This is a genomic window from Streptomyces sp. NPDC088766 (assembly GCF_044750845.1).
Classification (GTDB): domain Bacteria; phylum Actinomycetota; class Actinomycetes; order Streptomycetales; family Streptomycetaceae; genus Streptomyces.
In genome coordinates, this window is the sequence record NZ_JBIVKQ010000035.1 from 26,094 (window position 1) to 48,616 (window position 22,523).

General features: G+C 74.4%; 16 protein-coding genes. 4 read left to right on the top strand and 12 right to left on the bottom strand.

Translation table 11 applies throughout. The features are described 5' to 3' along the window. The 6 genes from ACIP5W_RS32875 to ACIP5W_RS32900 form a co-directional block, all read right to left on the bottom strand. Nucleotides 1-714: an NDP-sugar synthase gene (locus ACIP5W_RS32875; RefSeq protein ID WP_401481233.1), complete on the bottom strand. Its 714-nt coding sequence runs from the start codon at nucleotides 712-714 to the stop codon at nucleotides 1-3. A 42-nt stretch (nucleotides 715-756) separates the two neighbouring features. Then, nucleotides 757-1,758, bottom strand: a complete 1,002-nt coding sequence (locus ACIP5W_RS32880; protein ID WP_401481235.1) for a GDP-mannose 4,6-dehydratase — start codon at nucleotides 1,756-1,758, stop codon at nucleotides 757-759. Nucleotides 1,759-1,861: 103 nt separating this feature from the next. Next, the gene (locus tag ACIP5W_RS32885) at nucleotides 1,862-3,277 is read right to left on the bottom strand and encodes a hypothetical protein (protein WP_401481237.1); all 1,416 of its coding nucleotides are present in this window, start codon (nucleotides 3,275-3,277) and stop codon (nucleotides 1,862-1,864) included. Next, on the bottom strand, nucleotides 3,274-4,785 hold the full coding sequence (pelF, locus tag ACIP5W_RS32890) for a GT4 family glycosyltransferase PelF (RefSeq protein WP_401481239.1): 1,512 nt from the start codon (nucleotides 4,783-4,785) through the stop codon (nucleotides 3,274-3,276). The genes ACIP5W_RS32885 and pelF overlap by 4 nt, the downstream gene beginning before the upstream one ends. A 133-nt stretch (nucleotides 4,786-4,918) precedes the next feature. Then, nucleotides 4,919-7,054: a hypothetical protein gene (locus ACIP5W_RS32895; protein WP_401481241.1), complete on the bottom strand. Its 2,136-nt coding sequence runs from the start codon at nucleotides 7,052-7,054 to the stop codon at nucleotides 4,919-4,921. A gap of 425 nt (nucleotides 7,055-7,479) precedes the next feature. Next, the gene (locus tag ACIP5W_RS32900) at nucleotides 7,480-8,004 is read right to left on the bottom strand and encodes a hypothetical protein (protein WP_401481243.1); all 525 of its coding nucleotides are present in this window, start codon (nucleotides 8,002-8,004) and stop codon (nucleotides 7,480-7,482) included. 551 nt (nucleotides 8,005-8,555) lie between these two features. On the opposite strand from ACIP5W_RS32900, the gene ACIP5W_RS32905 reads away from it, so the two are divergent. Together ACIP5W_RS32905 and ACIP5W_RS32910 are read left to right on the top strand one after the other, a co-directional pair. Beyond that, entirely contained in the window at nucleotides 8,556-10,607 is a 2,052-nt protein-coding gene (locus ACIP5W_RS32905; RefSeq protein WP_401481245.1) for a phosphocholine-specific phospholipase C, read from the top strand. A gap of 93 nt (nucleotides 10,608-10,700) precedes the next feature. Continuing rightward, nucleotides 10,701-11,573 carry a phospholipid scramblase-related protein gene (locus tag ACIP5W_RS32910; protein ID WP_401481247.1) on the top strand — a complete coding sequence of 291 codons (873 nt, stop codon included), beginning with the start codon at nucleotides 10,701-10,703 and terminating at the stop codon, nucleotides 11,571-11,573. A 6-nt stretch (nucleotides 11,574-11,579) separates the two neighbouring features. On the opposite strand, the gene ACIP5W_RS32915 is transcribed toward ACIP5W_RS32910, so the two are convergent. Both ACIP5W_RS32915 and ACIP5W_RS32920 read right to left on the bottom strand, forming a co-directional pair. After that, a complete protein-coding gene (locus ACIP5W_RS32915; RefSeq protein ID WP_401481249.1) occupies nucleotides 11,580-12,677 on the bottom strand; it encodes a hypothetical protein in 1,098 nt (365 codons plus the stop codon). Beyond that, on the bottom strand, nucleotides 12,674-13,489 hold the full coding sequence (locus tag ACIP5W_RS32920; protein WP_401481251.1) for a phosphatase PAP2 family protein: 816 nt from the start codon (nucleotides 13,487-13,489) through the stop codon (nucleotides 12,674-12,676). Before ACIP5W_RS32920 ends, ACIP5W_RS32915 begins: the two co-directional genes overlap by 4 nt. 280 nt (nucleotides 13,490-13,769) lie before the next feature. On the opposite strand from ACIP5W_RS32920, the gene ACIP5W_RS32925 reads away from it, so the two are divergent. Beyond that, nucleotides 13,770-14,414, top strand: a complete 645-nt coding sequence (locus ACIP5W_RS32925) for a TetR/AcrR family transcriptional regulator C-terminal ligand-binding domain-containing protein (protein ID WP_401481253.1) — start codon at nucleotides 13,770-13,772, stop codon at nucleotides 14,412-14,414. A gap of 731 nt (nucleotides 14,415-15,145) precedes the next feature. Here the strand turns inward: ACIP5W_RS32925 and ACIP5W_RS32930 are convergent. Then, the gene (locus ACIP5W_RS32930) at nucleotides 15,146-16,129 is read right to left on the bottom strand and encodes a DUF2510 domain-containing protein (protein WP_401481255.1); all 984 of its coding nucleotides are present in this window, start codon (nucleotides 16,127-16,129) and stop codon (nucleotides 15,146-15,148) included. 299 nt (nucleotides 16,130-16,428) lie between these two features. On the opposite strand from ACIP5W_RS32930, the gene ACIP5W_RS32935 reads away from it, so the two are divergent. Continuing rightward, complete coding sequence (locus ACIP5W_RS32935; RefSeq protein WP_401481257.1) at nucleotides 16,429-19,143, top strand: ATP-binding protein; 2,715 nt, start codon at nucleotides 16,429-16,431, stop codon at nucleotides 19,141-19,143. 323 nt (nucleotides 19,144-19,466) lie between these two features. Here the strand turns inward: ACIP5W_RS32935 and pcaD are convergent, their stop codons facing one another. From pcaD to pcaG, 3 genes are read right to left on the bottom strand one after another with little or no spacing between them, the layout of a single operon-like run. Continuing rightward, the gene (gene pcaD, locus ACIP5W_RS32940; RefSeq protein ID WP_401481259.1) at nucleotides 19,467-20,591 is read right to left on the bottom strand and encodes a 3-oxoadipate enol-lactonase; all 1,125 of its coding nucleotides are present in this window, start codon (nucleotides 20,589-20,591) and stop codon (nucleotides 19,467-19,469) included. Beyond that, nucleotides 20,588-21,916: a 3-carboxy-cis,cis-muconate cycloisomerase gene (pcaB, locus tag ACIP5W_RS32945; RefSeq protein ID WP_401481261.1), complete on the bottom strand. Its 1,329-nt coding sequence runs from the start codon at nucleotides 21,914-21,916 to the stop codon at nucleotides 20,588-20,590. The genes pcaD and pcaB overlap by 4 nt, the downstream gene beginning before the upstream one ends. Next, entirely contained in the window at nucleotides 21,913-22,518 is a 606-nt protein-coding gene (gene pcaG / locus ACIP5W_RS32950; protein WP_401481263.1) for a protocatechuate 3,4-dioxygenase subunit alpha, read from the bottom strand. Before pcaG ends, pcaB begins: the two co-directional genes overlap by 4 nt. Nucleotides 22,519-22,523 lie beyond the last annotated feature (5 nt).

Consider the following 22,523-nt stretch of genomic DNA (forward strand, 5'->3'; position numbering starts at 1 on the left):
TCAGGCTCCCTTGAGCAGCAGCGACCGGCGGCTGGTGAACTCGGCGTTGGCCCGGTCGTAGTCGTCCGGGCGGCCGATGTCGAGCCAGTACCCGTCGAAGTCGTAGGCGTGCGGCGCGTTGCCGGCCTTCAGCAGGTCGAGGACCAACTCGTCGAATCCCAGCGGCAGTCCGGCCGTGTACCCGTCCAGCGTCGAGCGCGTCAGACCGTAGACGCCCATCGACACCCGGTAGTCCATGCTCGGCTTCTCGGTGAACGCCACGACCTTGCTGTCGGTGGTGGTCAGCACCCCGAAGTCGATGTGCACCCTGCGGGCGTACGTCGCTATGGTCAGCGGCGCGCCCGACTCGCGGTGCCGGAGCAGGACGTCGGCGTAGTCGAGGTCGGTCAGGACGTCGCCGTTCATCACCAGGAACGTCTCCGGGAGCCGGTCGCGCAGTTTCAGCAGCGGCCCCATGGTGCCCAGCGGGCTCTCCTCGGTGGCGTAGTCGACGGCCAGGCCCCACTGGGTGCCGTCGCCGACGTAGGCGCGGATGATCTCGCCGAGGTGGCCGATGGCGATGGTGCAGCTGGTGAAGCCGGCCGTGGCGAGCTGGCGCAGCACGATCTCCAGGATGGCGTGCTGGTCACCGATGGGGACGAGCGGCTTGGGCAGCGCGGTGGTGTACGGCCGCAGCCGGACGCCCTTGCCTCCGGCCAGGATCACTGCGTGCATGGGGCTCCTCCTTCATGCCTGTTCGGGGACGTGCCGGACGGGTCAGATGTTGTAGATGCCGGTCTTGTAGCGCGCCAGGTTGCCCGGGTCGCGGAAGAACTCCACGGTGTGCGCGAGGCCTTCCTCCAGGGTGTGGGCGGGCTGCCAGCCGGTGGCGGCGGCCAGCCGGCTCGCGTCGGCGACCAGCCGCAGCACCTCGGAGCCGGCCGGCCGGATGCGGGCGGGGTCCTCGCGCACGTCGAGCGCGGTGTCCATCACCTTGCCGATCAGCGCGACCAGGTCCCCGACCGAGATCTCGCCGCCGGTGCCGGCGTTGAAGGTGCGGCCCACGACCCGCTCGGCGGGGGCCGAGCCCACGGCGAGGAACGCCTGCGCGGTGTCCTCGACGAACGTGAAGTCCCGCGTGGGACGCAGGTCGCCGAGGGTGATCGTCCGCTCCCCGGCGGCCACCTGCCCGATGACGGTGGGGATGACCGCGCGCATCGACTGGCGGGGCCCGAAGGTGTTGAACGGCCGCAGCGTGACCACGGGGGTGCCGAAGCTCGCGTGGTAGCTGTCGGCGAGCCGGTCCCCGCCCGCCTTCGAAGCGGCGTACGGCGACTGGGTGTTGATGGGATGGTCCTCGGTGATCGGCACGGTCCGCGCGGTGCCGTACGTCTCGCTGGTGGAGGTGTGCACGAGCCGGGGCGTGCCCAGCGCGCGGGCCGCCTCCAGCACGTTGAGGGTGCCGGTGACGTTGGTGTCCACGTAACTGTGGGGTGCCCGGTAGGAGTACGGGATCGCGATCAGCGCGGCCAGGTGGTAGGCCACGTCGGCGCCGTCGAGGAGGCCGCGGACCGAGCCGGGGTCCCGGACGTCGCCGAGGACGATCTCCACCTGGTCCAGGACGTCCGGGTGCAGTGTCTCCAGCCAGCCGTAGGAGGAGAAGGAGTTGTACTGGGCCATGGCTCTCACCCGGTGGCCGGAGGCGACCAGCGCCTCGGTGAGGTGCGAGCCGATGAAACCCTCGGCTCCGGTGACGGCGGCGAGCGGTGCGGAGGTCAACTCGGTTCTTCCTTTCGGTCGTTGACGGTCATGAGTGGTGTTGCCGGTGGTCGACGGTGTTGCCGGTTGTCGTCGGGGCGTGGGCGGCGGAGCGGGCGTGCCGTCAGGCGTGCGGGGCCGGACGCCCGAGCAGCCACAGCGCGCACCCGGCCAGACAGAGCGCGGCGGCCCCGCAGCACAGGGGCAGGGCGGCCGGGCCGGGTGGCAGCCGGAACAGGGCGGCCGCCGAGGCGCCGGCCGCGGCCGTGAGACAGATCGCGGCGGACGGCCAGGCCGCCCCGAACGCCTGGAGCAGCAGCCCGGTCCACAGGGCGGCGGCGAGCGGCAGCAGGACGGCCGGATCGGCGCCGGTGAGCAGGGCCGCGGGCAGCAGCGGCAGGACGTACGCGAGCAGGCAGAGGGCGAGGATGCCGGCCGAGCGCAGCAGGAAGCCGGCGGGCGTCGCGGCGGCGCGCAGCGCGGCGACGGACAGCCCGCGGTAGCGGTACAGCAGCCACTCCGCCGGTCCCATGCTGACGGTCAGCGCGATCACGGCGTACGGCTCCTCGTGGCCCTCCAGCAGCACCAGCACACCCGCGGCCAGCCCGAACAGCCCGTACGGCAGCGACCGCAGCAGCCGCGGCCTGGCCGCGGCCGCCGCCGGCGGGACGGCGAGGACGGTACGCAGCACGTGGCCGGTGACGGCGAGCACGGCGAGCAGCGCCAGCAGCGGCAGCCCGGCCCGCAGCGACGGCGCGAGGTCCCACCGGGGCAGCACGGCGGCACCGGCGATCAGCGGAGTGAGCGCGGCCAGCAGCAGCCGCTCCCGGCCCAGCACCAGCAGCACGCCGGCCGCCGCCAGGTACACCGACTGCGCGGCCGCCACCAGCGTCACCGGCCCGCCCCCGGCGGGCAGCGCGGCGGCGGCCGTGGCGACCGCCGCCCCGAGGGGCGCGCCGACGAGGAGGGTACGGCCGGCTTCCCGCCGCCCGGCCGTCATCCGCAGGTGGGCCCGGTGCCCCAGCGCCTGCCCCCAGGCCCAGGAGAGCAGTCCGGCCACCACCAGCACGGCGGTGTGACGGCCGGCGTCCCAGAGGGGTGCGGTCATCGGATAGGCCAGGCCCGGCAGGGCGAACAGGGCGCCCCGCAGCAGACAGCGCACGGTGTCCGGGCGCCAGGGGTCGGGCGCGGGCGCGGGTTCGGGGAAGGTCCGCGGCACCCTCTCGTACAGTGCGGCGGCGAGCGAGAACAGGTTCGGGTGACCGTACCGCTCCTTGATCACGGAGGCCGACAGGCCCTCCGCCTCCAGCAGCGCGGCCACCTCGTAGGGGTGGACGGCGGGGCCGACGCGGTCGGCGAGTTCGGCGGCGAGGGCGCTGACCGCCTCCTCGTCGGGGCCCCGCCGGGGCAGCCGGACGGCGAGGGTGGCCTCGTCCAGGGCCCAGCGCGGGCGGCGACGCGGCGGCCGGGGCGTTGCCAGCCGCAGCGCCAGCGTGTCCTGTTCGGCGCCGCCGGGTTCGAGGAACATCGGCCCGCTCATCCGGCGAGACTCCCCGTGCCGGTGACCGCCGGAGCGGGCAGGACGATCCGAGCGGGCAACTCCTCGTTCAGAGTGGGCAGTTCCCGGTAGATGGCGCGGAACGTGTCGATGGTCTGCCGCAGGGTGAACTGCTCGATCACCCGCAGCCGCGCCGCCTCGCCCATCGCCCGGCGCCGCGCCGGGTCGCCCAGCAGCTCCAGTGCGGCGGCGGCCATCGCGGCCGGATCGCGCGGCGGCACCACCAGACCGGTCTCGCCGACCGCCTCCCGGACCCCGCCCACATCGGTGGAGACGGTGGCCCGCCCGCACGACATGGCCTCGATCAGCGTGAACGGGAAACCCTCGCTGATGCTCGACAGCATCACGACGCTGCCGGCCGCGTAGGCGTCCTTGATGTCGTCGACGCGGCCCTCGAAGGTGACGGCGTCCGCATGCCCCAGCCCGGCGGCCAGCGCCTCGCACCGCTCCCGGTACGCCTCCCCGCCCCGCGGTGTCCCGCCGAACAACCGCAGCCGTACGTCCGGCAGTCGGGCCCGCACCAGGGAGAAGGCCCGGATCAGGGTCTCCAGGTCCTTGATCGGGTCGACCCGGCCCGCCCAGCTGAGGGTGAGGGTCTGCGGCTCGGGCCCGGCCGGCGGGAACGCGGCGGGGTCCACCCCGTTGTAGACGGTGCGGATCGACTCCGGGGCGGCGCCGCCCTGCTCCTCCCACAACCGGTTGTACCGGTTTCCCGGGGTGATCAGCGCGGCCCGGCGGTAGGTCTCCTCCGCCAGCAGCCGGAAGAAGCCGAGGACGACCGCCTTCACCGGCCAGCGGTAGGGGGCGGTGCGGTAACCGAGGTACCGCTCCCGCAGGTAGACGCCGTGCTCGGTCAACAGCAGCGGCACACCGTGCCGTTCGAGCGCGGCCAGACCGGGCAGGGCCGCGACGCCGCCGCTCACCGCGTGCGCGACCCCGCTCTCCGGCGGCGCCGCGGCCAGCGGACGCAGGGCGTGCTCCAGCAGGGACGTCGCGGTCAGCGCGTCGTGGACGGTCGGCCGGGCCTCGCGGACGGCCAGACCGGGACGGTTCCACACCGAGGACAGCAGGGCGATCGCCCGGTCGCCCCGCAGGAACGCGCTCAGCCCGCCGTCCGCAGCCGCCCCCGCCATGGCGTACAGGGCGGGCGCGAACCCGTCCTCGGCGCACGGGTCGAGGAGCGCGGTGAGGAACCGCTCGTAGGCGGCGGCGAGCCGGTCGCGGGACCGGCCGCGCGGCGGGCGTCCCTCGGGCGGGGCGCCCCACATGGGGACGGACCGTACCCGTGTGACGTGCGCGGGCAGCTCCCAGACCAGGGGTTCGCGTCCCGTGCCGGTGACGGCGAGGACGTCGAAGTCGAGGTCGGGCATGCCCTGGACGAGTTGGTCGCACCAGACGCTCACGCCGCCATGGCTGTGCGGGTAGGTGCCTTCGGTGAGCAGGGTGACGCGCGTCGCGCCGGGGCGTCGCGCGCCGTGGGGAACGTGCATCGAGGTGCTCCACGGCCGAGGTGTGGGGTGGTCGTGCCCGGCGGCAGGCCCCTTTGGGGAACCGGTTCGCCAGTGGCGGTCCCGGCCGCGGGCGGCGGCCGGGACCTTCGGTGGATGCGGGTCGGTGCGCCGTTCAGTCCCCGGCGGGGGACGCGACCGGCTCGGTGACGCCTGCCGGGACGCGGGTGTCCGGGGCCGGCCCGGTGACCGCAGCGGCGGGAGCGCCGGTGACCGGGGCGGGGGCGGTGGGGGCGGAGGCCGGCAGGGTGAGGGCGAGCGGGGTGCCGTCGGAGGGCGTCCAGCCGGACACCAGGCCCGCGTACGGCGCGCCGAACGAGGAGCCGTTCAGCGTGGAGCCGGTGGGCAGGGTCGCGGGGACCGGGAGCCCGGCCGGGGCCTCGACGGTGACCGTGTCGCCGATGCGGTGGGCCGCCACCTGGCCGGCCTCCAGCGCGTTCCGCCAGGCGGCCCGGCGGCCCAGCTCGGTGCCGATCTCGCTCATCCGCGGATTCACCACGGGGGTGTCGTCCGCGAACAGGGCCGCGTAGCCGTCGAGGACGCCGCTCAGCACCGGGTAGGCGATGCGGTCCTCGGCGAGGTTCGACTGGTGGATGAAGTGCGGCCTGGGGTCGTTGGACAGCACGTGCCCGAGGGCGATCCGCGTCTCCAGCGGCACGATGTGCCCGGTGTAGCCGGTGGCCGGGTCCAGCGGCGCCGCGAGGCAGGTGGTGGTGGCCGGGTTGTCCTCGCAGATGCCGCTGCCGCCCTGGGCGCGGCTCGTGTAGATCCAGTTGTACTCGTCGACCTGCTCGGCGGCGCGGCCCGCGTTGTAGAAGACGTTCATCGGGTAGCGCGGGACGGTGGTCGCCGGGCCGACCGAACGCTGTTCGGGCTCACGGGAGTTGTCCGAACCGAGCCAGGCGATGTCGTTGTCGTCGAGGGCGAGCGCCAGGTTGGGGTTGTCCACCGGCTGCTGCGGCAGCACCTTCATGCCCGAGTGCTCTCCGGTGACCAGCTCGTCGTTCTCCAGGGGGAGTCCCGCCGTTTCGCCCCACACCCGGTTGGTCGCGATCTCGTCCGCGATCTCGTTGCGGCTCACCCACCGCGTGGTGCCGCCGGTGTCGGTGGCGCACTTCCACGGCACCACCGAGGTGTCCTGCACACAGCCGAGGAAGGCGTGCGTGTAGGTGTGGTTGATCCAGCGGAACGCGTCGCGTTCGGCGATCAGCTTGTCGGCGAGCGGGTCGGCGCCGCCGTTGTCCTCGCGGTGGTCGACGCTGCCCGCGCCGTTGTAGGCGAAGTCGAGGGTGACGCCGTGCTCCTGCTGCCAGGAGACGGCGTGGTCGACGTCGGCGGGCGTCATCCGGATCGGGTCCGGGACGGCGTTCGGGTCCGTGCAGTCCACGTCGCCCGGGGTGCAGTTCAGGGCGGTGTTCCAGCGGTCGTCGGCGGCGAACACGTCGTCCACGTGCACGGCGAAGTAGTTCCGGGAGACGCCCAGGTGCACACCGCCGGTCATCCACTCCACGATGCCGCGGGCCAGCAGCCGGAACTGCTGCTGGTACCGGTTGTAGACGAACGTGACGACCAGCTCGCGCCGCCCGTCGTGCCGGTACTCGCCCACCAGGGAACCGCGCGTCGCCCGGCCGGGGACCGGCGCGTCGACGTAGGAGGTGAAGTCGGCGCCCGCGACGGGGGTCGACAGGTAGGCGTAACTCTCCCCGACGGCGGGGTCGTTGTCCTCGAACGGCACGGAGCCGTCCAGGTAGCCGAAGGGGCCCGCCAGGCCGGCGGTGGTGACCGAGGCCCGCACGCCGTCGAGGCTGCCGGAGTAGCCGCCGTACACCGGGTACTGCAGTCCGGCTTCCGGGCGCGCGTAGGTGTAGGCGTCGACCTGCGGCACCGCGTATGTCTGCTCGTAGGCCACGAGGGCCGCCATCTCGGTGGAACCGGCCGGGAACGGGTTGTCGTTCGGCAGCACCACGGCCTGGTACCTGGCGCGTGGCCGGCCGTCCACGGTGTCGGCCAGGAAACCGCCGTCGATCACGGGCCGGCCCGCCTGCGTCAGGTCGATCTCGGTGTACGGCGTGCCGGCCGCGTCGAGTTCGGCCGCGATGGCGTCGGTGGCCGGGCCGCCGTCGCTGACCACCAGCACCCGCAGGTCGACGCGGGGCGCGGTGGTGTCGGCGTGTGCCGTGCCGGCCGGCAGGCCGAGCGCGGCGATGAGCGCGCCGACCGTGAGCACGGTGGTGCGTATGGTCCGCTTCATGCGGTGAAGTCCCCTCCCCGGGCAGGGGCGAGCACGGCTCCCATGGAGCGGACGCACCCCCTGGCGCGGCGCCGGCATCCCCCTCAGAAGCCGGTCGTCGACGCATCCGTCGCGTCACATGGTGATGTCTCTGTGTGGCTTTCGTGATGGTGTTGCGAAACATGACGGAAAAGTGCAGGTGGCCGATGAGGTGCCGGTGGAACCGGAAGTGATGCGGGCTCGTCCGCCGGTGCGCCGTGGAACCGGGTGGCACGGGGGAGGCGCCTGCTGGTCCGGGGCCCGGAGGGCGTCCCGGCGGACCGGTCCGGCCCGCCGGACCCGGGCCCGCGATCCCGGCCGTGAGGTGGGTCCGCTCACAGGCCGGTTCCGGATCGCGGGCCGATTTCAGGTCAACCTGACTGTTTCCGAATCATTTTGACGGCCCGTCAGGCACACAGGACGCGGGTCTCGGGCGTGTACACCGGCCCGCCGCTGATGTTCGTGGTGTCGCTGAACTCGGCGTAGAAGTACGAGTAGAAGCCGATGTTGCCGTTGCAGCCCGAGTCGGCGGCGATCCGGAGCGTCAGCGTGACGGTACGGCTCTGGCCGGGCGGGACGGTGGTGCCGTAGTTGGCGCCGAGGTCGGCCGGTCCGGTCCCGGAGCAGGGGGTGGTGCCGGCGGCCGTCGCCAGGGAGCAGCCGGTGAAGCCGTACTTCAGGTCGGGGCGCTGGGTGGTCAGCCAGGTCGGGTCGATCGTCTGGTACACGAACCAGATGTCGTAGGACTTGTTGTTGGTGATCGTCATCGACAGGTTCACCGTGCCGCCGGGCGTGGTGGTCGCGCTGTCGGTGGCGAACGTCAGCGTGGCCGGAGCCGGGTCCGCGCTCGCGACGGGCGTCAGGCCGAACACGGCCAGGACGACGGCGAGAACGGTGCTGAGTCCGAGGCGTCTCATCAGTGGTGATCGCATGAGCCGGGAGGCTAGGCGGGCGCGGTCGCCGTCGTCTGCCCCGCCGGCCGGCCGGGGACCCCGATCGGCCGGAAGTGTGCCCCGCGTGAAGACGGTGTGGCGAACCCGTGTCCGCGCCGGAGGGACGGTAAACGCGCACGGTAGCCGGTCCGTGACGCAGGGGAGCGGAGGTGCCGGCGGGGACGTCCGGACCCCGGTCCCGTCCAAAGGGTTTGGCGCGTACGGCTGCGCCCGGCCCGTGCCCGACGCGCGGGCGGGCGGCGGCTTCCCGGCCATCCGCCGGTTTCCGGCCGCCCCGCGTGCGGGCGGCGGGTGCGTCGCCGGAAGCGGCCGAGCCCGTCCACGAGGCGCGGGGAATCAGGGTGTTCCGTCCCGTTCCTGCCCGCACCGCCGGCGGTGTCCCGTTCCGCACCCCCCGTACCGTCGGCCTTCACGTGGGCGCCATCCGTGCCTTCCCCCGCGTTGCGTGCCCTTGGAACACTCCTTGCGCGCGCACTTCCCCGGCGAACGACCGGCCGCCGAACCCGCCCCGCACGAGAGGCCCTTCACCCATGTCCGAAGTCAACCGGCGCAGATTCCTCCAGATCGCGGGTGCCACCACGGCGTTCAGCGCGCTGTCGAGCAGCATCGAGCGCGCCGCCGCACTGCCGGCCCACCACCGCAGCGGGACGATCGAGGACGTCGAGCACATCGTCGTCCTGATGCAGGAGAACCGGTCCTTCGACCACTACTTCGGCAAGCTGCGGGGCGTGCGCGGCTTCGGCGACCCGCATCCCGTGACGCTCCCCGGCGGCAGGTCCGTGTGGCACCAGTCGGACGGCACCAGGGACCTCCTGCCCTTCCACCCGACCGCCGACGACCTCGGCATGCAGTTCCTCGAAGGCCTCCCGCACAGCTGGCCCGACGGACAGGCGGCCTACAACGGCGGCAAATACGACAGGTGGGTGCCCGCGAAGGGCACCACGACCATGGCGTACCTCACCCGCGAGGACATCCCCTTCCACTACGCGCTCGCCGACAGGTTCACCGTCTGCGACGCCTACCACTGCTCCTTCATCGGCTCCACCGACCCCAACCGCTACTACCTGTGGACGGGGCACACCGGCAACGACGGCCGGGGCGGCGGCCCCGTCCTGGGCAACGAGGAGCTGGGCTACGACTGGACGACCTACCCCGAGCGCCTGGAGGAGGCGGGTGTCTCCTGGAAGATCTACCAGGACATCGGCGACGGCCTCGACGCGCAGGGCTCCTGGGGCTGGATCCAGGACGCCTACCGCGGCAACTACGGCGACAACTCGCTGCTCTACTTCGACAAGTACCGCAACGCCGCCCCCGGCGACCCGCTGTACGACAAGGCCCGCACCGGCACCGACGTCAAGAACGGCGACGGCTACTTCGACCGGCTCCGCGCCGACGTGAAGGCCGGCAAGCTGCCGCAGATCTCCTGGATCGCCGCCCCGGAGGCCTTCTCCGAGCACTCCAACTGGCCCTCCAACTACGGCGCCTGGTACATCGCCCAGGTCCTCGACGCGCTCACCTCCAACCCGGCGGTGTGGGCGAGGACGGCGCTGTTCATCACCTACGACGAGAACGACGGCTTCTTCGACCACCTGGTGCCGCCGCTCCCGCCGACGTCGGACGAGCGGGGCAGGTCCACCGTCGACGTCTCCCTGGACCTGTACCCGGGCGGCGGCAACCGCGTCGCCGGTCCGTACGGCCTCGGCCCGCGGGTGCCGATGCTCGTCGTCTCGCCCTGGAGCAAGGGCGGCTACGTCTGCTCCGAGACCCTCGACCACACCTCGGTCATCCGTTTCATGGAGCGCCGCTTCGGAGTGCGCGAGCCGAACATCTCGCCCTGGCGGCGGGCCGTCTGCGGCGATCTGACGGCGGCCTTCGACTTCTCCCGCAGGGACACCGGGCCGGTCGTGCTCCCCGACACCGACGGGTACGAGCCGCAGGACCGCGAGCGCCACCCCGACTACCGCCCCACCCCGCCCGCCGAGGGCACCCTGCCCCGGCAGGAACGCGGCCTGCGGCCCACCCGCCCCCTCAAGTACGCGCCCGCCGTGGACGGTTCGGTGGACCCGGCCACCGGGAAGCTCACGCTCACCTTCGCCTCCGGCGCCAAGGCCGGCGCCGCCTTCCTGGTCACCTCCGGCAACCGCGCCGACGGCCCGTGGACGTACACCACCGAGGCCGGCAAGAAGATCTCCGACACCTGGAACTCCGCGTACTCGGGCGGCTCCCACGACCTCACCGTGCACGGACCGAACGGCTTCCTGCGCGTCTTCAAGGGGACGGGGAAGACCGCGGGGCCCGAGGTCGTCGCCCGGCACGTGGGCGACGACGTGGAGCTGACCTTCACCAACCGGGGCTCCGGCACGGTGGAGCTGACGGTGGCCGACGGCTACCGCGGCCGCACCACGACCGTACGGGTGCGGGTGGGCGCCGTCCTCAAGCGCACCGTCGACCTGAGCGCCGGCCGGCGCTGGTACGACCTCACCGTCACCTCCGCCGCGGACCCGTCGTTCCGGCGCCGGTTCGCCGGGCACGTCGAGAACGGACGCCCCGGTGTGAGCGACCCGGCCATCGTCACGGAATGAGCACACCGCGCGGGTAAAAGCGGGTAAAAGCACGGTGAGCACCGCATCGTGGGGGCTGGTCAGGTCCGGGTGGGCTCGGGGTAGTGTGCCCCGGTGACCACGCATTCGAACACACCTTCAGGCTGGTACCCGGACCCGCACGGGGCCGACCGGACCCTGCGGTACTGGGACGGCTCCCGGTGGACCGAGCACACCCACGCCGAGCAGCAGCCGGCGCAGGGCCTGCCGCAGACGCCGGACCGGCAGCCGGTACCGGCACAGCCCGCCCGGCCGCAGGTGCCCGCGCAGCCGGCCGCCGGACCCGACCCCCGTGTGCAGCGCCAGGTGCAGCAGCAGGCGGGGGTCGCGGCGGGCGGCCCCGGCGGCGGCACGCTGTTCAGCGAGCCGGTGCTGGTGGTCAACCAGAAGGCCAAGCTGATCGAGCTGACCAACGAGTACAAGGTCATGGACCAGCAGGGCAACCAGCTCGGTTCGGTCGTACAGGTCGGGCAGAACGCGCTGCGGAAGGTCCTGCGGTTCGTCGCCAGCATCGACCAGTTCCTGACGCACAAGCTGGAGATCCGCGACGCCCACGGGCAGCCGGTCCTGCTGCTGACCCGCCCGCGCAAGTTCCTCAAGTCCCGCGTGATCGTCACGCGTCCCGACGGGCAGCCGGTCGGCGAGATCGTCCAGCAGAACGTCTTCGGAAAGATCAACTTCGCCATCAACGCCGGTGGCGGGCAGGTCGGCGCGATCAAGGCAGAGAACTGGCGGGCCTGGAACTTCGCGATCGTCGACCACGCGGACAACGAGGTCGCCCGGATCACCAAGACCTGGGAAGGCCTGGCGAAGACCCTCTTCACCACCGCGGACAACTACGTCCTGCAGATCCACTACCAACTGCCCGAACCCCTGCTGAGCCTGGTCGTCGCCACCGCCCTGACGGTGGACACGGCCCTGAAGCAGGACTCCCGCGGCCTCGGCTGACACCGGTCACAGCGCGGTGAGGTGCCCCGGTCCCGTGGCCGGCCTGGGCAGCAGCGCGGGTTCGGCTGAGGCCGTCTCCGGCTTCAGCGCGAGCACCGCGGCCACCGGATGCCCGTCGTGCCCGTCGTCGTGCCCGTGGTGTCCGTCGACGTGGTCCCCGGCATGCCTCCCCGCGTACCGCGCACCGTGCCGCGACGGGCGTCCCGAGGCCTGTGCGGTGGGGTGTCCCGGGGTTCGGCCTGCCGTGGGAGCCGCGGCCGGGACCGGTGCCGGCCCCGTCGCCGGTTCCGGCGTCGCGCGGGACAGCAGCACCACGCCCCACGCGGAGAGTCCCGCTCCGGCGACCGCGAGGAGCGCGCCCGCCGCCCCGCCCTGGAGCCGTTCGCCCAGCAGCGTGAGACCGATCACCGCGGCGGCCACCGGGTTCGCCAGTGTCACCACCGCCAGCGGGGCGCCCAGTCCGCCCCGGTAGGCGGTCTGCGACAGCAGCAGCCCGCCCGTGGCGAAGGCGGCCACCAGCAGCGCCACCCCGATCACCTGCACGCCGAGCAGCGGACCCGACCGGTCGGTCGCGGCCACCGTCACGGTCTGGGTGAGCGCGGAGGCCACCCCGGAGGCGAAGCCGGACCCGCTCGCGTGCCGCAGGCCGGGCCGGGTGCCGGGCCGGGCCAGCAGCCCGATCAGCGCCGCCGTCACCCCCGCCACCGCGACCGCCTCGGACCCGCTCAGTACGTCGTCGGGTGCCGGACCGGACGCCGTGACCAGGATCGCGGCCAGTCCGAGCAGGGTCAGGGCGGTGCCCCGCCACTCGGCCGCGCCGACCCGCCGGCCGGCGATGCGCGCGCCCAGCGGCACCGCCGCCACCAGGGTGAGCGCCCCGAGCGGCTGCACCACGGTCAGCGGACCGTACGTGAGGGCCACGACGTGCAGCAGGGCGGCCCCGCCGTTGAGTCCCACCGAGGCCCACCAGGCGCCGCTGCCCAGCAGCCGTACGAATCCGGCGCCGGGGGAGCGGGCGGCCAGCCGTTCCTGGGCGACCGCCGCGGCGGCGTAGGCGACCGCGGAGAACAGCGACAGGACGACGGCGACGAGGGCGGCGCTCACCGGCCGGCCCCCACGAGCGCCTTCTCCGCGGCCGGTCCGGCCGGTCCGGCCGGTTCGCCGGCGGGTGCACCGCGTCCGGCCGTCGTCACCGTGCGCCGCGGCGCACGGATCACCGCGAGGGCGACCCCGAGCAGCGCCGAGGCGATGAGCGCGTCCAGCCAGTAGTGGTTCGCCGTGCCCACGATCACCAGCAGGGTGACCAGCGGGTGCAGCAGCCACAGCCACCGCCGGCGCGACCGGGTCGCGGCGATCAGCCCGACGGCGACTGCCAGGGCCCAGCCGAAGTGCAGCGAGGGCATCGCCGCGAACTGGTTCGACAGGGTGTCCGTCTGCGGGGGCCCGTACACCGACGGCCCGTACACCCGTGCGGTGTCGATCAGTCCCGTCGCCGCGAGCATCCGGGGCGGTGCGAGGGGGAACGTGAGATGGACCACCAGGGCGGCGGCCGTGACGGCGGCCAGCACCCGGCGGGCCCAGACGTAGTGCGCGGGGCGCCGCAGGTAGAGCCAGACCAGGAAGGCCGCGGTGGCGGGGAAGTGGACGGTCGCGTAGTAGGTGTTCGCGACCTGGACCAGGCCGTCGCCGTGCAGCAGCAGGGACTGCGCCGCGTCCTCGTGCGGCAGCCGCAGCCACCGTTCCGCGTCCCACACGCGGTGCGCGTTGCGGAAGGCCTCGGCGGTGTGTCCCGTGGCCAGCTGCCGGCCGACCTTGTAGACGAGGAAGAGTCCGGCGACGAGCAGGAGCTCCCGGATTATCGGCGGCCGTGCCGGTGTGGCCGGCTCCGCTTCTTCAGGCTCGGTGCGGGCATTCATCCCCCGGCCCCTTCGCTGACGTGGTGCGTGTGAGTGGTGCGTGTGCTGCGCGAGTGCCGTGTCCGTGCCCATGTCCGTGTCCGTGTGTGACGTGCACGTGTGTGTGCCGGTGCGCCGGTGTGCGGGCCCGTGACCCGCGCGCAGCATCGATACGGCATCGTACCGATACGCCAGTGTACCGATACGCTTGAGTACCGGTACACTGGCGTATCGATGGACATGCGACACACTGGAAGCGGCCCCTCCAAGGGCCGCCGGACAGCAGTGAGGAGAAGGGCCGATGACGTCGCAGGCCGCGGACGGACCGGAATCGGTCGCCGCCTCGCGCCGCTCCAAGCTCACGCCCGAGCGTGAGCAGGAGTTCTTCGACGCCGTCCTGGAACAGATCCGCGAGTGCGGGTACGAGGCCGTCACCATGGAGGGCGTCGCCACCAGCACCCGGTGCAGCAAGTCCACGCTGTACCGGCAGTGGAAGACCAAACCCCAGTTCGTGGTGGCGGCCCTGCGCTCCCGCCGCCGGTCGCGGCTCGCCGGGATCGACACCGGATCACTCGCCGACGACCTGCGCGAGGCCGCGCGGGGAGCCGCCCGCTGGTCCATGACCGACACCAAACTCCTCCAGGCGCTCGGACACGCCGTCACCCAGGACGGGGAGCTGGCGGGCGCGCTGCGCGAGGCCATCGTCGAACCCGAGATCGCCGCCCTGCGGGAGATCCTGCGGCGGGGTGTCGAGCGCGGCGAGGTGGCGGCCGGCCACCCGGCGCTGGAGTACATCCCGGCCCAGATGTTCGGCGTCGTCCGCGCCCGCCCCGTGGTGGACGGGGAGTACGCCGACGAGGAGTACCTGCTGCGCTTCGTGGAGGCCGCCGTGCTGCCGGCACTCGGCCTCGGAGCGGAAAGACCCAGGCCGCCGTCCGTGGGATGACCGGACGGTGACCTGCTCGCGCCGCACCGTGGGGACGGGGGCGGCGCGCACCCCCGGCCGGGTGGGACGCCTCTTGAGCGGAGGGGCGTCCCACCCGGCCGCTCGTGTGTCGGGCGGCGGCCGGGACACGGCGGCGGGGCCGAGACCGGCCCTGCGGATCAGCACGGTTTTGTGGATGACGACGATTCGGCGGGCGAAGCCGGTTGGTGCGGACGGCTTGGCGTGTCCGGACGGCTCGACCGGCGCCGCCGAGTCGAGCCGCCTCCTGTGCGGGCCGGGGAGCCGGTCCGCGTGGGGGATCCGGCCGACCCCACGGCCCAGCGCGCCGCCCCGGTCCCGGCCGACTCCGCCCGGCCGACCCGAGCAGGCCGAGGCGGATCCGGGCCGCCCGGACCCGCCCGGACCCGGCCGGCCGACGTACGCCCGCCCGGACGGTCAACCCGACCGTGCCGGTTCGAACCGCCCCGGAGCGGCCGAGCCCGCCCGGCCGGACGAAGCCGGGCCGGGCCGAGCCGTCCCGAACCGGCGGCGGCCGGTCGGCGCCGGTCCCGGCCGGCCGAGCCGCTCAGCCGGGCGAGGCCCGGCCGGCGCCCGGCCGGGCCGGTCCCGCCCGCGCCGTCGCGGTCGGACCCGCGCCCACGCGACCCGGTCCGGTACAACCCGGCACGCCCCGGCCCGGTCCGCCACGCCCCGGCCCTGGCCGGCCCTGTCCGGCCCGGCCGGGTCCGTGCTCAGACCCCCTGTCCGCTGCCGCTCCCCTTCGACACCTTGATGCCCTTGGTGATCTCGTCGATGACGGACACCTCCTGGTCGGCGTCGACGCCGAAGCGCAGGACCACGATCCGCCCGCTGTCCGCGGGGGCGGGGAAGGCCAGGGACTCGACGTAGCCGTCGGCGCCCTTGCTCGTGACCGCCTTCCAGCGCACCAAGTAGCCCTTCTGGCCGGCCACGGTCACCGCCCGCGAGGCGAGGACCTGGTGCGAGGTGATCTCGCCGTACGTGGTGCCGCCGTACGACTCCTCGGCGTTGGCCTCGATGTCCGCCTTGGCGACCGCCTCCGCGGTGGAGCCGGGCACCTGGGCCGGAGCCGAGTACACGCCGCCCTTGGTGCAGGTCTTCGACGTGTCGCCGGGGCACTTGTAGGACGACTCGGACGTTATCTGGGCGCCCACGCTCAGCTCCTGCCCGCTCCAGCCGTCGGGGATGGGGATGCTGATGCCGTTGAGCGCGTCGGTCACCGCGCCGCTCTCGATCTTCGGCGCCTCCGACCCTTCGGGGGCCGGCGAGGTGCCCCCCGAGCCCCCGGAGCCACCCGGGCCCCCCGAGTCGCCGAAGGGGTCCTGCCCGCCGGAGCCACCCGGACCGCCCCGGCCGCCGGGCCCCTGCGCCGTACCGGGTCCGGTGGAGCCGCCGTCGTCCTTGGTCAGCGCGTACACGCCGACCCCGATACTGGCCAGGACCGCCACGGCCGCCACCACGGCCGCCCCGGTGCGCAGCCCGCGCCGCGAACCGGTGGGCGGTGCGGACGGGTATGCCGGGTATGCCGGGAAGGCTCCGACCGTCGGGGCCTGCGCCGGCGCACCCCACGCGGCGGCCGAGCCCGCCGGACGGGTCTGGTCCGTCCATGCCCCGCCGTCCCACCAGCGCTCGGTGGGCGGGGCGTCATTCGTCTGCCCGGGGTCGGGGTACCACCCGGGGGGAGTCACCTGCGTCATGCCCCCACCGTATGAGGCATCGGTGAAAGTCGTATGAGAGGGATCGCCTCTTCTCCCGATCCCTTCTCCGGAGGCCGGTCCGGCACTCCGTGCCGCGCTGGCGTAAAATCGACGTCAATTCGCCGCGAGTCCCGCCTCGTTGACGTTCGGGGGCTCTCCCGCAGGCCCGCGGGGTCCCGGCGGGGCGCCACCCGTCACCCGCCGGGGCAACAGCTGGACCGACCATCCTCCGCGCGGACCGCCGGACGGCTACGCTCGAGGTCCGGTACGTCGTTCGGGCGACTTGGGGAGGTAGCGGGATGACGGAGGTACGGCCGGCGGTGGCCGCCTCGGCCTCCCTGTGGGAGCGCGACGAGGAAGTGGCCGCCATCGAGCGGGTGGTGGACCAGCTGTGCGCCGACCGCTCCTCGTCGGGCCGGGTGCACCTGCTGCGCGGCGACGCGGGGTTCGGCAAGACGGCACTGCTGGCCGAGACACGGCGCATCGCAGAGGCCCGCGGCTGCACGGTGTGGTCGGCCCGCGGCGGCGAGACCCTCAGATCCGTCCCCTTCAACGTGGTACGGCAGCTGCTCCAGCCCGCTCTGCTCTCGCTGCACCCGGAGGAGGCCCGCGAATACCTCGGTGACTGGTACGACATCGCGGGCCCGGCCCTCGGCATCGCCGAACCCGGCGAGGGCCACGCCGACCCGCAGGGCGTGTGCGACGGCCTCGTCGCCGCCGTGACCCGGCTGGCCCGGCGGGACTGGCCGCTCGTCCTGCTGGTGGACGACGCGCACTGGGCCGACCAGGAGACCCTGCGCTGGCTCGCCGCCTTCGTGGAGCACCTCGACGACCTGTCCGTCCTGGTCGTCGTGGCCCGCAGGACCAGCGAGGTCAAGGGCGACGCCGCCCAGTACCTCGACGCGGTCGCCGCGGCCGCCGGACAGTCCGTCACCAGCCTGAGCGCCCTGACCCCGGAGGCGGTCGCCGGCCTCACCCGCGCCACCCTCGGCGAGCACGCCGACGACCCGTTCTGCCGCGAGGTGTGGGCCGTCACCGGCGGCAACCCCTACGACACCGTCGAACTCCTGGCCAAGGTGCAGGACCGGGCCCTCGTACCCGCCGAGTCCTCCGCCACCGAACTGCGCCCGCTGAACCGCTCCGCGCGCGGCGGCGGCCTCGTCGACCGCCTGGAACAACTGGGCGTCGACGCCACCCGGTTCGCCATGGCGGCCGCCATCCTCGGCGCCGGGATCACCGTCGACCAGGCGGCCCGGCTCGCCGGCATGCGCCACGAGGTCGCGGTCCGCTGCGCCGAACTGCTGCGCGCCGCCCGCATACTGACCGCACCCGACGCGGCGGCCGCCCCCGCCGGCGTCGGCGACCTGGAGTTCGTCCACCCGCTGATCGCCACCGCCGTCTACGACTCCATCCCCGAGGGCCTGCGCAAGGCGATGCACGGCATCGCCGCCCAGGTCGTCATCGACGCCGGCAAGGGCCTCGCGGCGGCCTCCCGGCACCTGCTCCAGGTCCACGCCGACGACGACGAGGAACTCGTGGAGCAACTGCGCGAGGCCGCCCGCGAGCACCTCGCCGTCGGCGCCCCGGACGCGGCCCGCCGCTGCCTGGAACGCGCCCTGGCGGAACCGCCCGCGCCCGACGTGCACCCGCACGTCCTCTACGAACTCGGCTGCGCCACCCTCCTCAGCTCGCCCGCCAGGACCATCGAGCACCTGCGGACCGCGCTCGCCGTGCCCGGCCTCGACAACGCCGAGCGGGTCGACGCCGTCTACCGCCTCTCCCAGGCCCTCACGCACAACGACCAGCTGGAGGAGGCCGTCCGCACCGTCGAGGCGGAGGCCGCCCGGCAGCCCACCGGACCGGCCCGGATGCGGCTCCAGGCGGTGCAGTTCATGTGGGAGGGCATCCACGCCGGCCAGGCCGCCTCGCCCGGCCGCTCCGCGGAACTCAGCAGGCTCGCCGCCACCTGCACCGGCCGTGACAACGCCGAGCGGGCCCTGCTCATCCTGCGCGGCTTCGACGCCATGACCCACGGCGAGAACGCGGAAGTGGTCGTCGAACTGTGCGACCGCGCACTCGTCAACGGCCGCCTCGCACCCGGCCTCGGCTGGACCGACCCGGAGTGGGGCCTCGAACTGCTGATGATGCTGGCCAGTTCGTACGCCTACACCGACCGGCTCGACCGCGCCGAAGCACTCTTCAACGAGGCCCTGCGCGCCTACGTCACCGCCGGCTGGAGCGGCGGCCACCTCGCCCTGGCCCACGCCTACCTCGGACTCGGCCTGCGCCGCCGGGGCCGGCTGAGGGAGGCGGAGGAGTCCCTGCGGGAGTCACTGCGCATCGCCGAACGCGTCGGGCGCGGCCTGCCCCTGTACTGGTCGGCCACCTGCAACCTCGTCGACACGCTGCTCGCCCGCGGACACGTCCAGGATGCCTGGGGCATCGCCGAGCAGTACGGCTTCGCCCCGCCCTACCCGTCCACGATCGTGCTGCCCGACCCGCGGTCGGTGCGCGGCCGGCTGCTGCTGGCCGTCGGCCGCACCCAGGACGGCGTCAACGAGCTCGAGGAGGCCGAGAAGGCGGCGGCCGCCCGCGGTCACCTCAATCCGGTGATGGTGCCCTGGGCCGCGGACCTGGCCAAGGCGCTCGCCACCGTGGACCCCGCCCGCGCGGCCCGGCTGGCCTCCGACGCCCGCCGCCAGGCCGAACGCTTCGGCACGGACACCGCCATCGGCGAGGCCCTGCGCTGCGCCGCCGCCCTGGAGACCGGGCAGCGCGCGGTCCGCCTCGCCGCCCAGGCGGTCACCTACCTGGAGGCCTCGCCCTGCCAGTACGAACACGCCGCCGCCCGCGTCGAGTACGGCATCGCCTCCCGCTCGGCCTCCGAACTCCAGCGGGGCCTCACACTCGCCCGCTCCTGCGACGCGGACGGCCTCGCCCTCCAGGCCCAGACCGCCCTGGACGCCCTCGGCGCTCCGGCGGTCGGCCTGGTACCGGGCCAGACCCGCAGGTAGGCACCCGGGGCGGGGGTACGGCGTCCGGTCCGGGGCCGGCCAGGGCCCCGGCGAGGTCGGCTCCCCGGCAGGCCCGGAAGTGCCGGGCCCGGCAGGTCGGCCCCCTTCCGGCCGTGGCTGTGCCGGGCTCCGGGCCGTCGCCGTGCCGGGCTCCCCGGCCGTGGCCCGACGGAGCCCGGGCGGCCGCCCCCGTAGCACAGGGGGCGAGGCCCCTGGCGGGGCGGCGTCCGGCTCCAGCCGCCCCGGGGCCCCGCGGGGCCGGCTCCGGGCCGGGCCCGCAACGCCGGGTCGCCGGCCGGGCCGGGGCGCGGGGCCCCGCACGGTCACCCCTCGCCGGTCTCCTCCGCGAGGACGCGCTGGGCCGTCGCGAAGGCGGAGTTCGCCGCGGGGACCCCGCAGTAGACGGCCGTCTGGAGGAGGACCGCGCCGATCTCCTCCGGGGTGAGCCCGTTGCGCCGGGCCGCCCGGACGTGCATGGCCAGCTCGTCGTGGTGACCGTGGGCGACCAGCGCCGTCAGGGTGATCATGCTGCGCTCACGGCGGCTGAGCGTCGGGTCGGTCCAGATCTCGCCCCAGGCGTAGCGGGAGATGAAGTCCTGGAAGCGGGCGGTGAACGGCGTCTGGCGGGCCTGCGCCCGGTCCACGTGCGCGTCCCCGAGCACCTCACGCCGTACCCGCATGCCCCGCCCGGCGCCCTCGCCGAAGTGGGCGCGCAGCGCGGTCAGTACCGCCTGCGGACACTGCGCGGGGGCCAGGTGGGAGGCGCCCGGGATCTCCACGAGCGCGGCGCCCGGCACCGCGTCCGCGATCTCCCGCAGGTGTGCCGGCGGCGTCGCCGGATCCTCGCGCCCGGCGATCAGCAGCGTGGGTACGGTGATCTCCGCCAGCCGCTCGCGCAGGTCGAACGCGGCCAGCGCGTCGCAGCAGGCGGCGTAGGCCGCCGGGTCGGCGCGGCGATGGTCGGCGACCAGAGCGGGCACCGTGAAACCGCCCGTGAACCAGCGGGCGTTCGCACTCTCCGCGACCGGGGCCAGCCCTTCGCGCCGTACCAGCGCGGCCCGTTCCCGCCAGGGCCGGGCGCCGTCGAAGTGGGCCGACGAGCAGATCACCGCGAGGGACGACACCCGCTCCGGACGGTGCAGCGCCAGGTGCAGTCCGACCGCCCCGCCCAGCGACACGCCGGCGTAGGCGAACCGCTCCAGACCGAGGGAGTCGGCCAGTGCCAGCACGAGGGCGGCCAGGTCGCCGACGGTGGCGCCGGGACCGATCAGATCGGCCGCCGAGCCGCCGTGCCCCGGCAGGTCCCAGCGGATCACCCGGTGCGTGACGGACAGTTCGGGCGCGATCTCGTCCCACAGCGCGTACGAGGTGCCGAGGGAGGGCCCGAGGATCAGCGGGGGAGCGGAAGCCGGTCCCTCGGCCCGGTGGTTGAGCAGCTTCTCGGTCAACGTCGCTCCAGCGCACGGTCGGTGAGGGCTCCGGCGGAGCCGGTGTAGCGGGCGGGGTCGGTGAGGCCGTCGAGGTCGACGTCCTTCAACGCCGCTTCTTCGGAGAGGAGTTCGCCCAGCGGGCGGCCTTCGGTGAAGGTGCGGGGCGCGAGCCGGGTCAGCAGCTCCTTGGCGCGGGTCCGGCCGAGCACCGCGGACAGCTCGGCGGAGAGCCGCTCGGAGACGATCAGTCCGTGGGTGAGCCCGAGATGGTCGCGCATGACGTCCGCGCGCACCCGCAGCCCCTCGGCCAGCTCCGCCGCGTCCCGGGCGGCCCCGCCGACCAGCCGCAGCAGGTCCCGCAGCGGCTCCCACTCCGCGTGCCAGGCCCCGGCCGGCCGCTCGTCCCCCGCCACCAGGGCGCCGTACAGCGTCGCCGCGAGCTGGGGGGCCCGCAGGGCGGCGGCGGCGATCAGCGTGGACCGCACGGGGTTCGCCTTGTGCGGCATGGCCGAGGAACCGCCGCCGCTGCCCTCCGCGACCTCCGCGACCTCGGTGCGGGAGAGGGTGAGCACGTCGGCCGCCGTCTTTCCCAGGGCCCCCGCCGCGAAGGCCAGGCACCCGGCCAGGTCGGCGACCGGGGTGCGCAGCGTGTGCCACGGCAACAGCGGTGCGCGCAGGCCCAGTTCCCGTGCGTAGGCGGCGGGCAGCTCGGTCGCGTCCGCGGCGCCGTACGCCGTGAAGGCCGCCAGCGTCCCGGCCGCGCCGCCGAGCTGGGCGGGCAGGGAGTCCCGTACGGCCGACATCCGGTCGCGCGCGTCCAGCACCAGCGACCGCCACCCGGCGGCCTTCAGCCCGAACGTCGTCGGTACGGCGTGCTGGGTGAGCGTGCGGCCCGGCAGGGGAGTGTCCCGGTGCTCGGCCGCCAGCCGCGCCAGCGCCCGCTGCGTACGGTCCAGGTCGGCGAGGACCGCCTCCAGCGCCCGCACCGCGACCAGCATGGTCGCCGTGTCCATGATGTCCTGGCTGGTGGCCCCCCGGTGGACGTACGGCCCGTGCTCCGTGCCGACCGCCGCCGTGAGGTCCGCGACCAGCGGGATCACCGGGTTCCCGCCGCTCCTCGCGCGCGCGGCGAGGGACCGTACGTCGAAGGCGCCCGCGGCGGCCTCGGTGACGGCCCTCCCGGCCGCGGCCGGGGCCAGGCCGAGCGCGGCCTGCGCACGGGTCAGCGCGGCCTCCGCGTCGAGCAGCGCCCGCAGGTGGGCGGCGTCGCTCGTCGCGGCGGCGGCCGGGGAGCCGGTCCACCCGGGGGCGAGCAGACCGGCGTCCGACTGATCAGCTGTCACTGGAACTCCAGGAAGACCGTCTCGCCCTCGCCCTGAAGGCGGATGTCGAAACGGTAGGTGCCCCTGCCGTCGTCGGCCGCGACCAGCGTGCCGCGGCGCGCCGGGTCGAGCCCGGCCAGCAGCGGGTCGGTGGCGTGCGCGGCCGTGTCCTCGGGCAGGTAGATCCGGGTGAACAGGTGGACGAGGAGTCCGCGCGCGAACACGCACACACTGAGGTACGGGGCACTGCGCCCGCGCGCGCCGGGCCGCAGGGTCCGCGCGTACCAGTGGCCGTTCGCGTCCGTCTGGACACGGCCCCAGCCGGTGAACTCCACGCCGTTGCGCCCCAGATAGCCGCCGGTCGAGGGGTCCCGCCGGATCGAGCCGTCGACGGCGGGCACCCGGCCGTCCGGGTCCGGGCCCCACAGCTCGACGAAGGCGTCCGGCAGCGGCCGGCCCTCGCCGTCGTACACGTGTCCCTGGAGGGTGATGGTGTCGGGGTGGCCGACGGGCGCGATGTCACCGCCGCCCGGGAAGGGCAGCGCGTACCCGTAGAAGGGGCCGACCGTGTGCGACGGGGTGGGCGGCACGCTCTCCGGGCCGCTGGTGTCGATCTTCGTCATGGCGG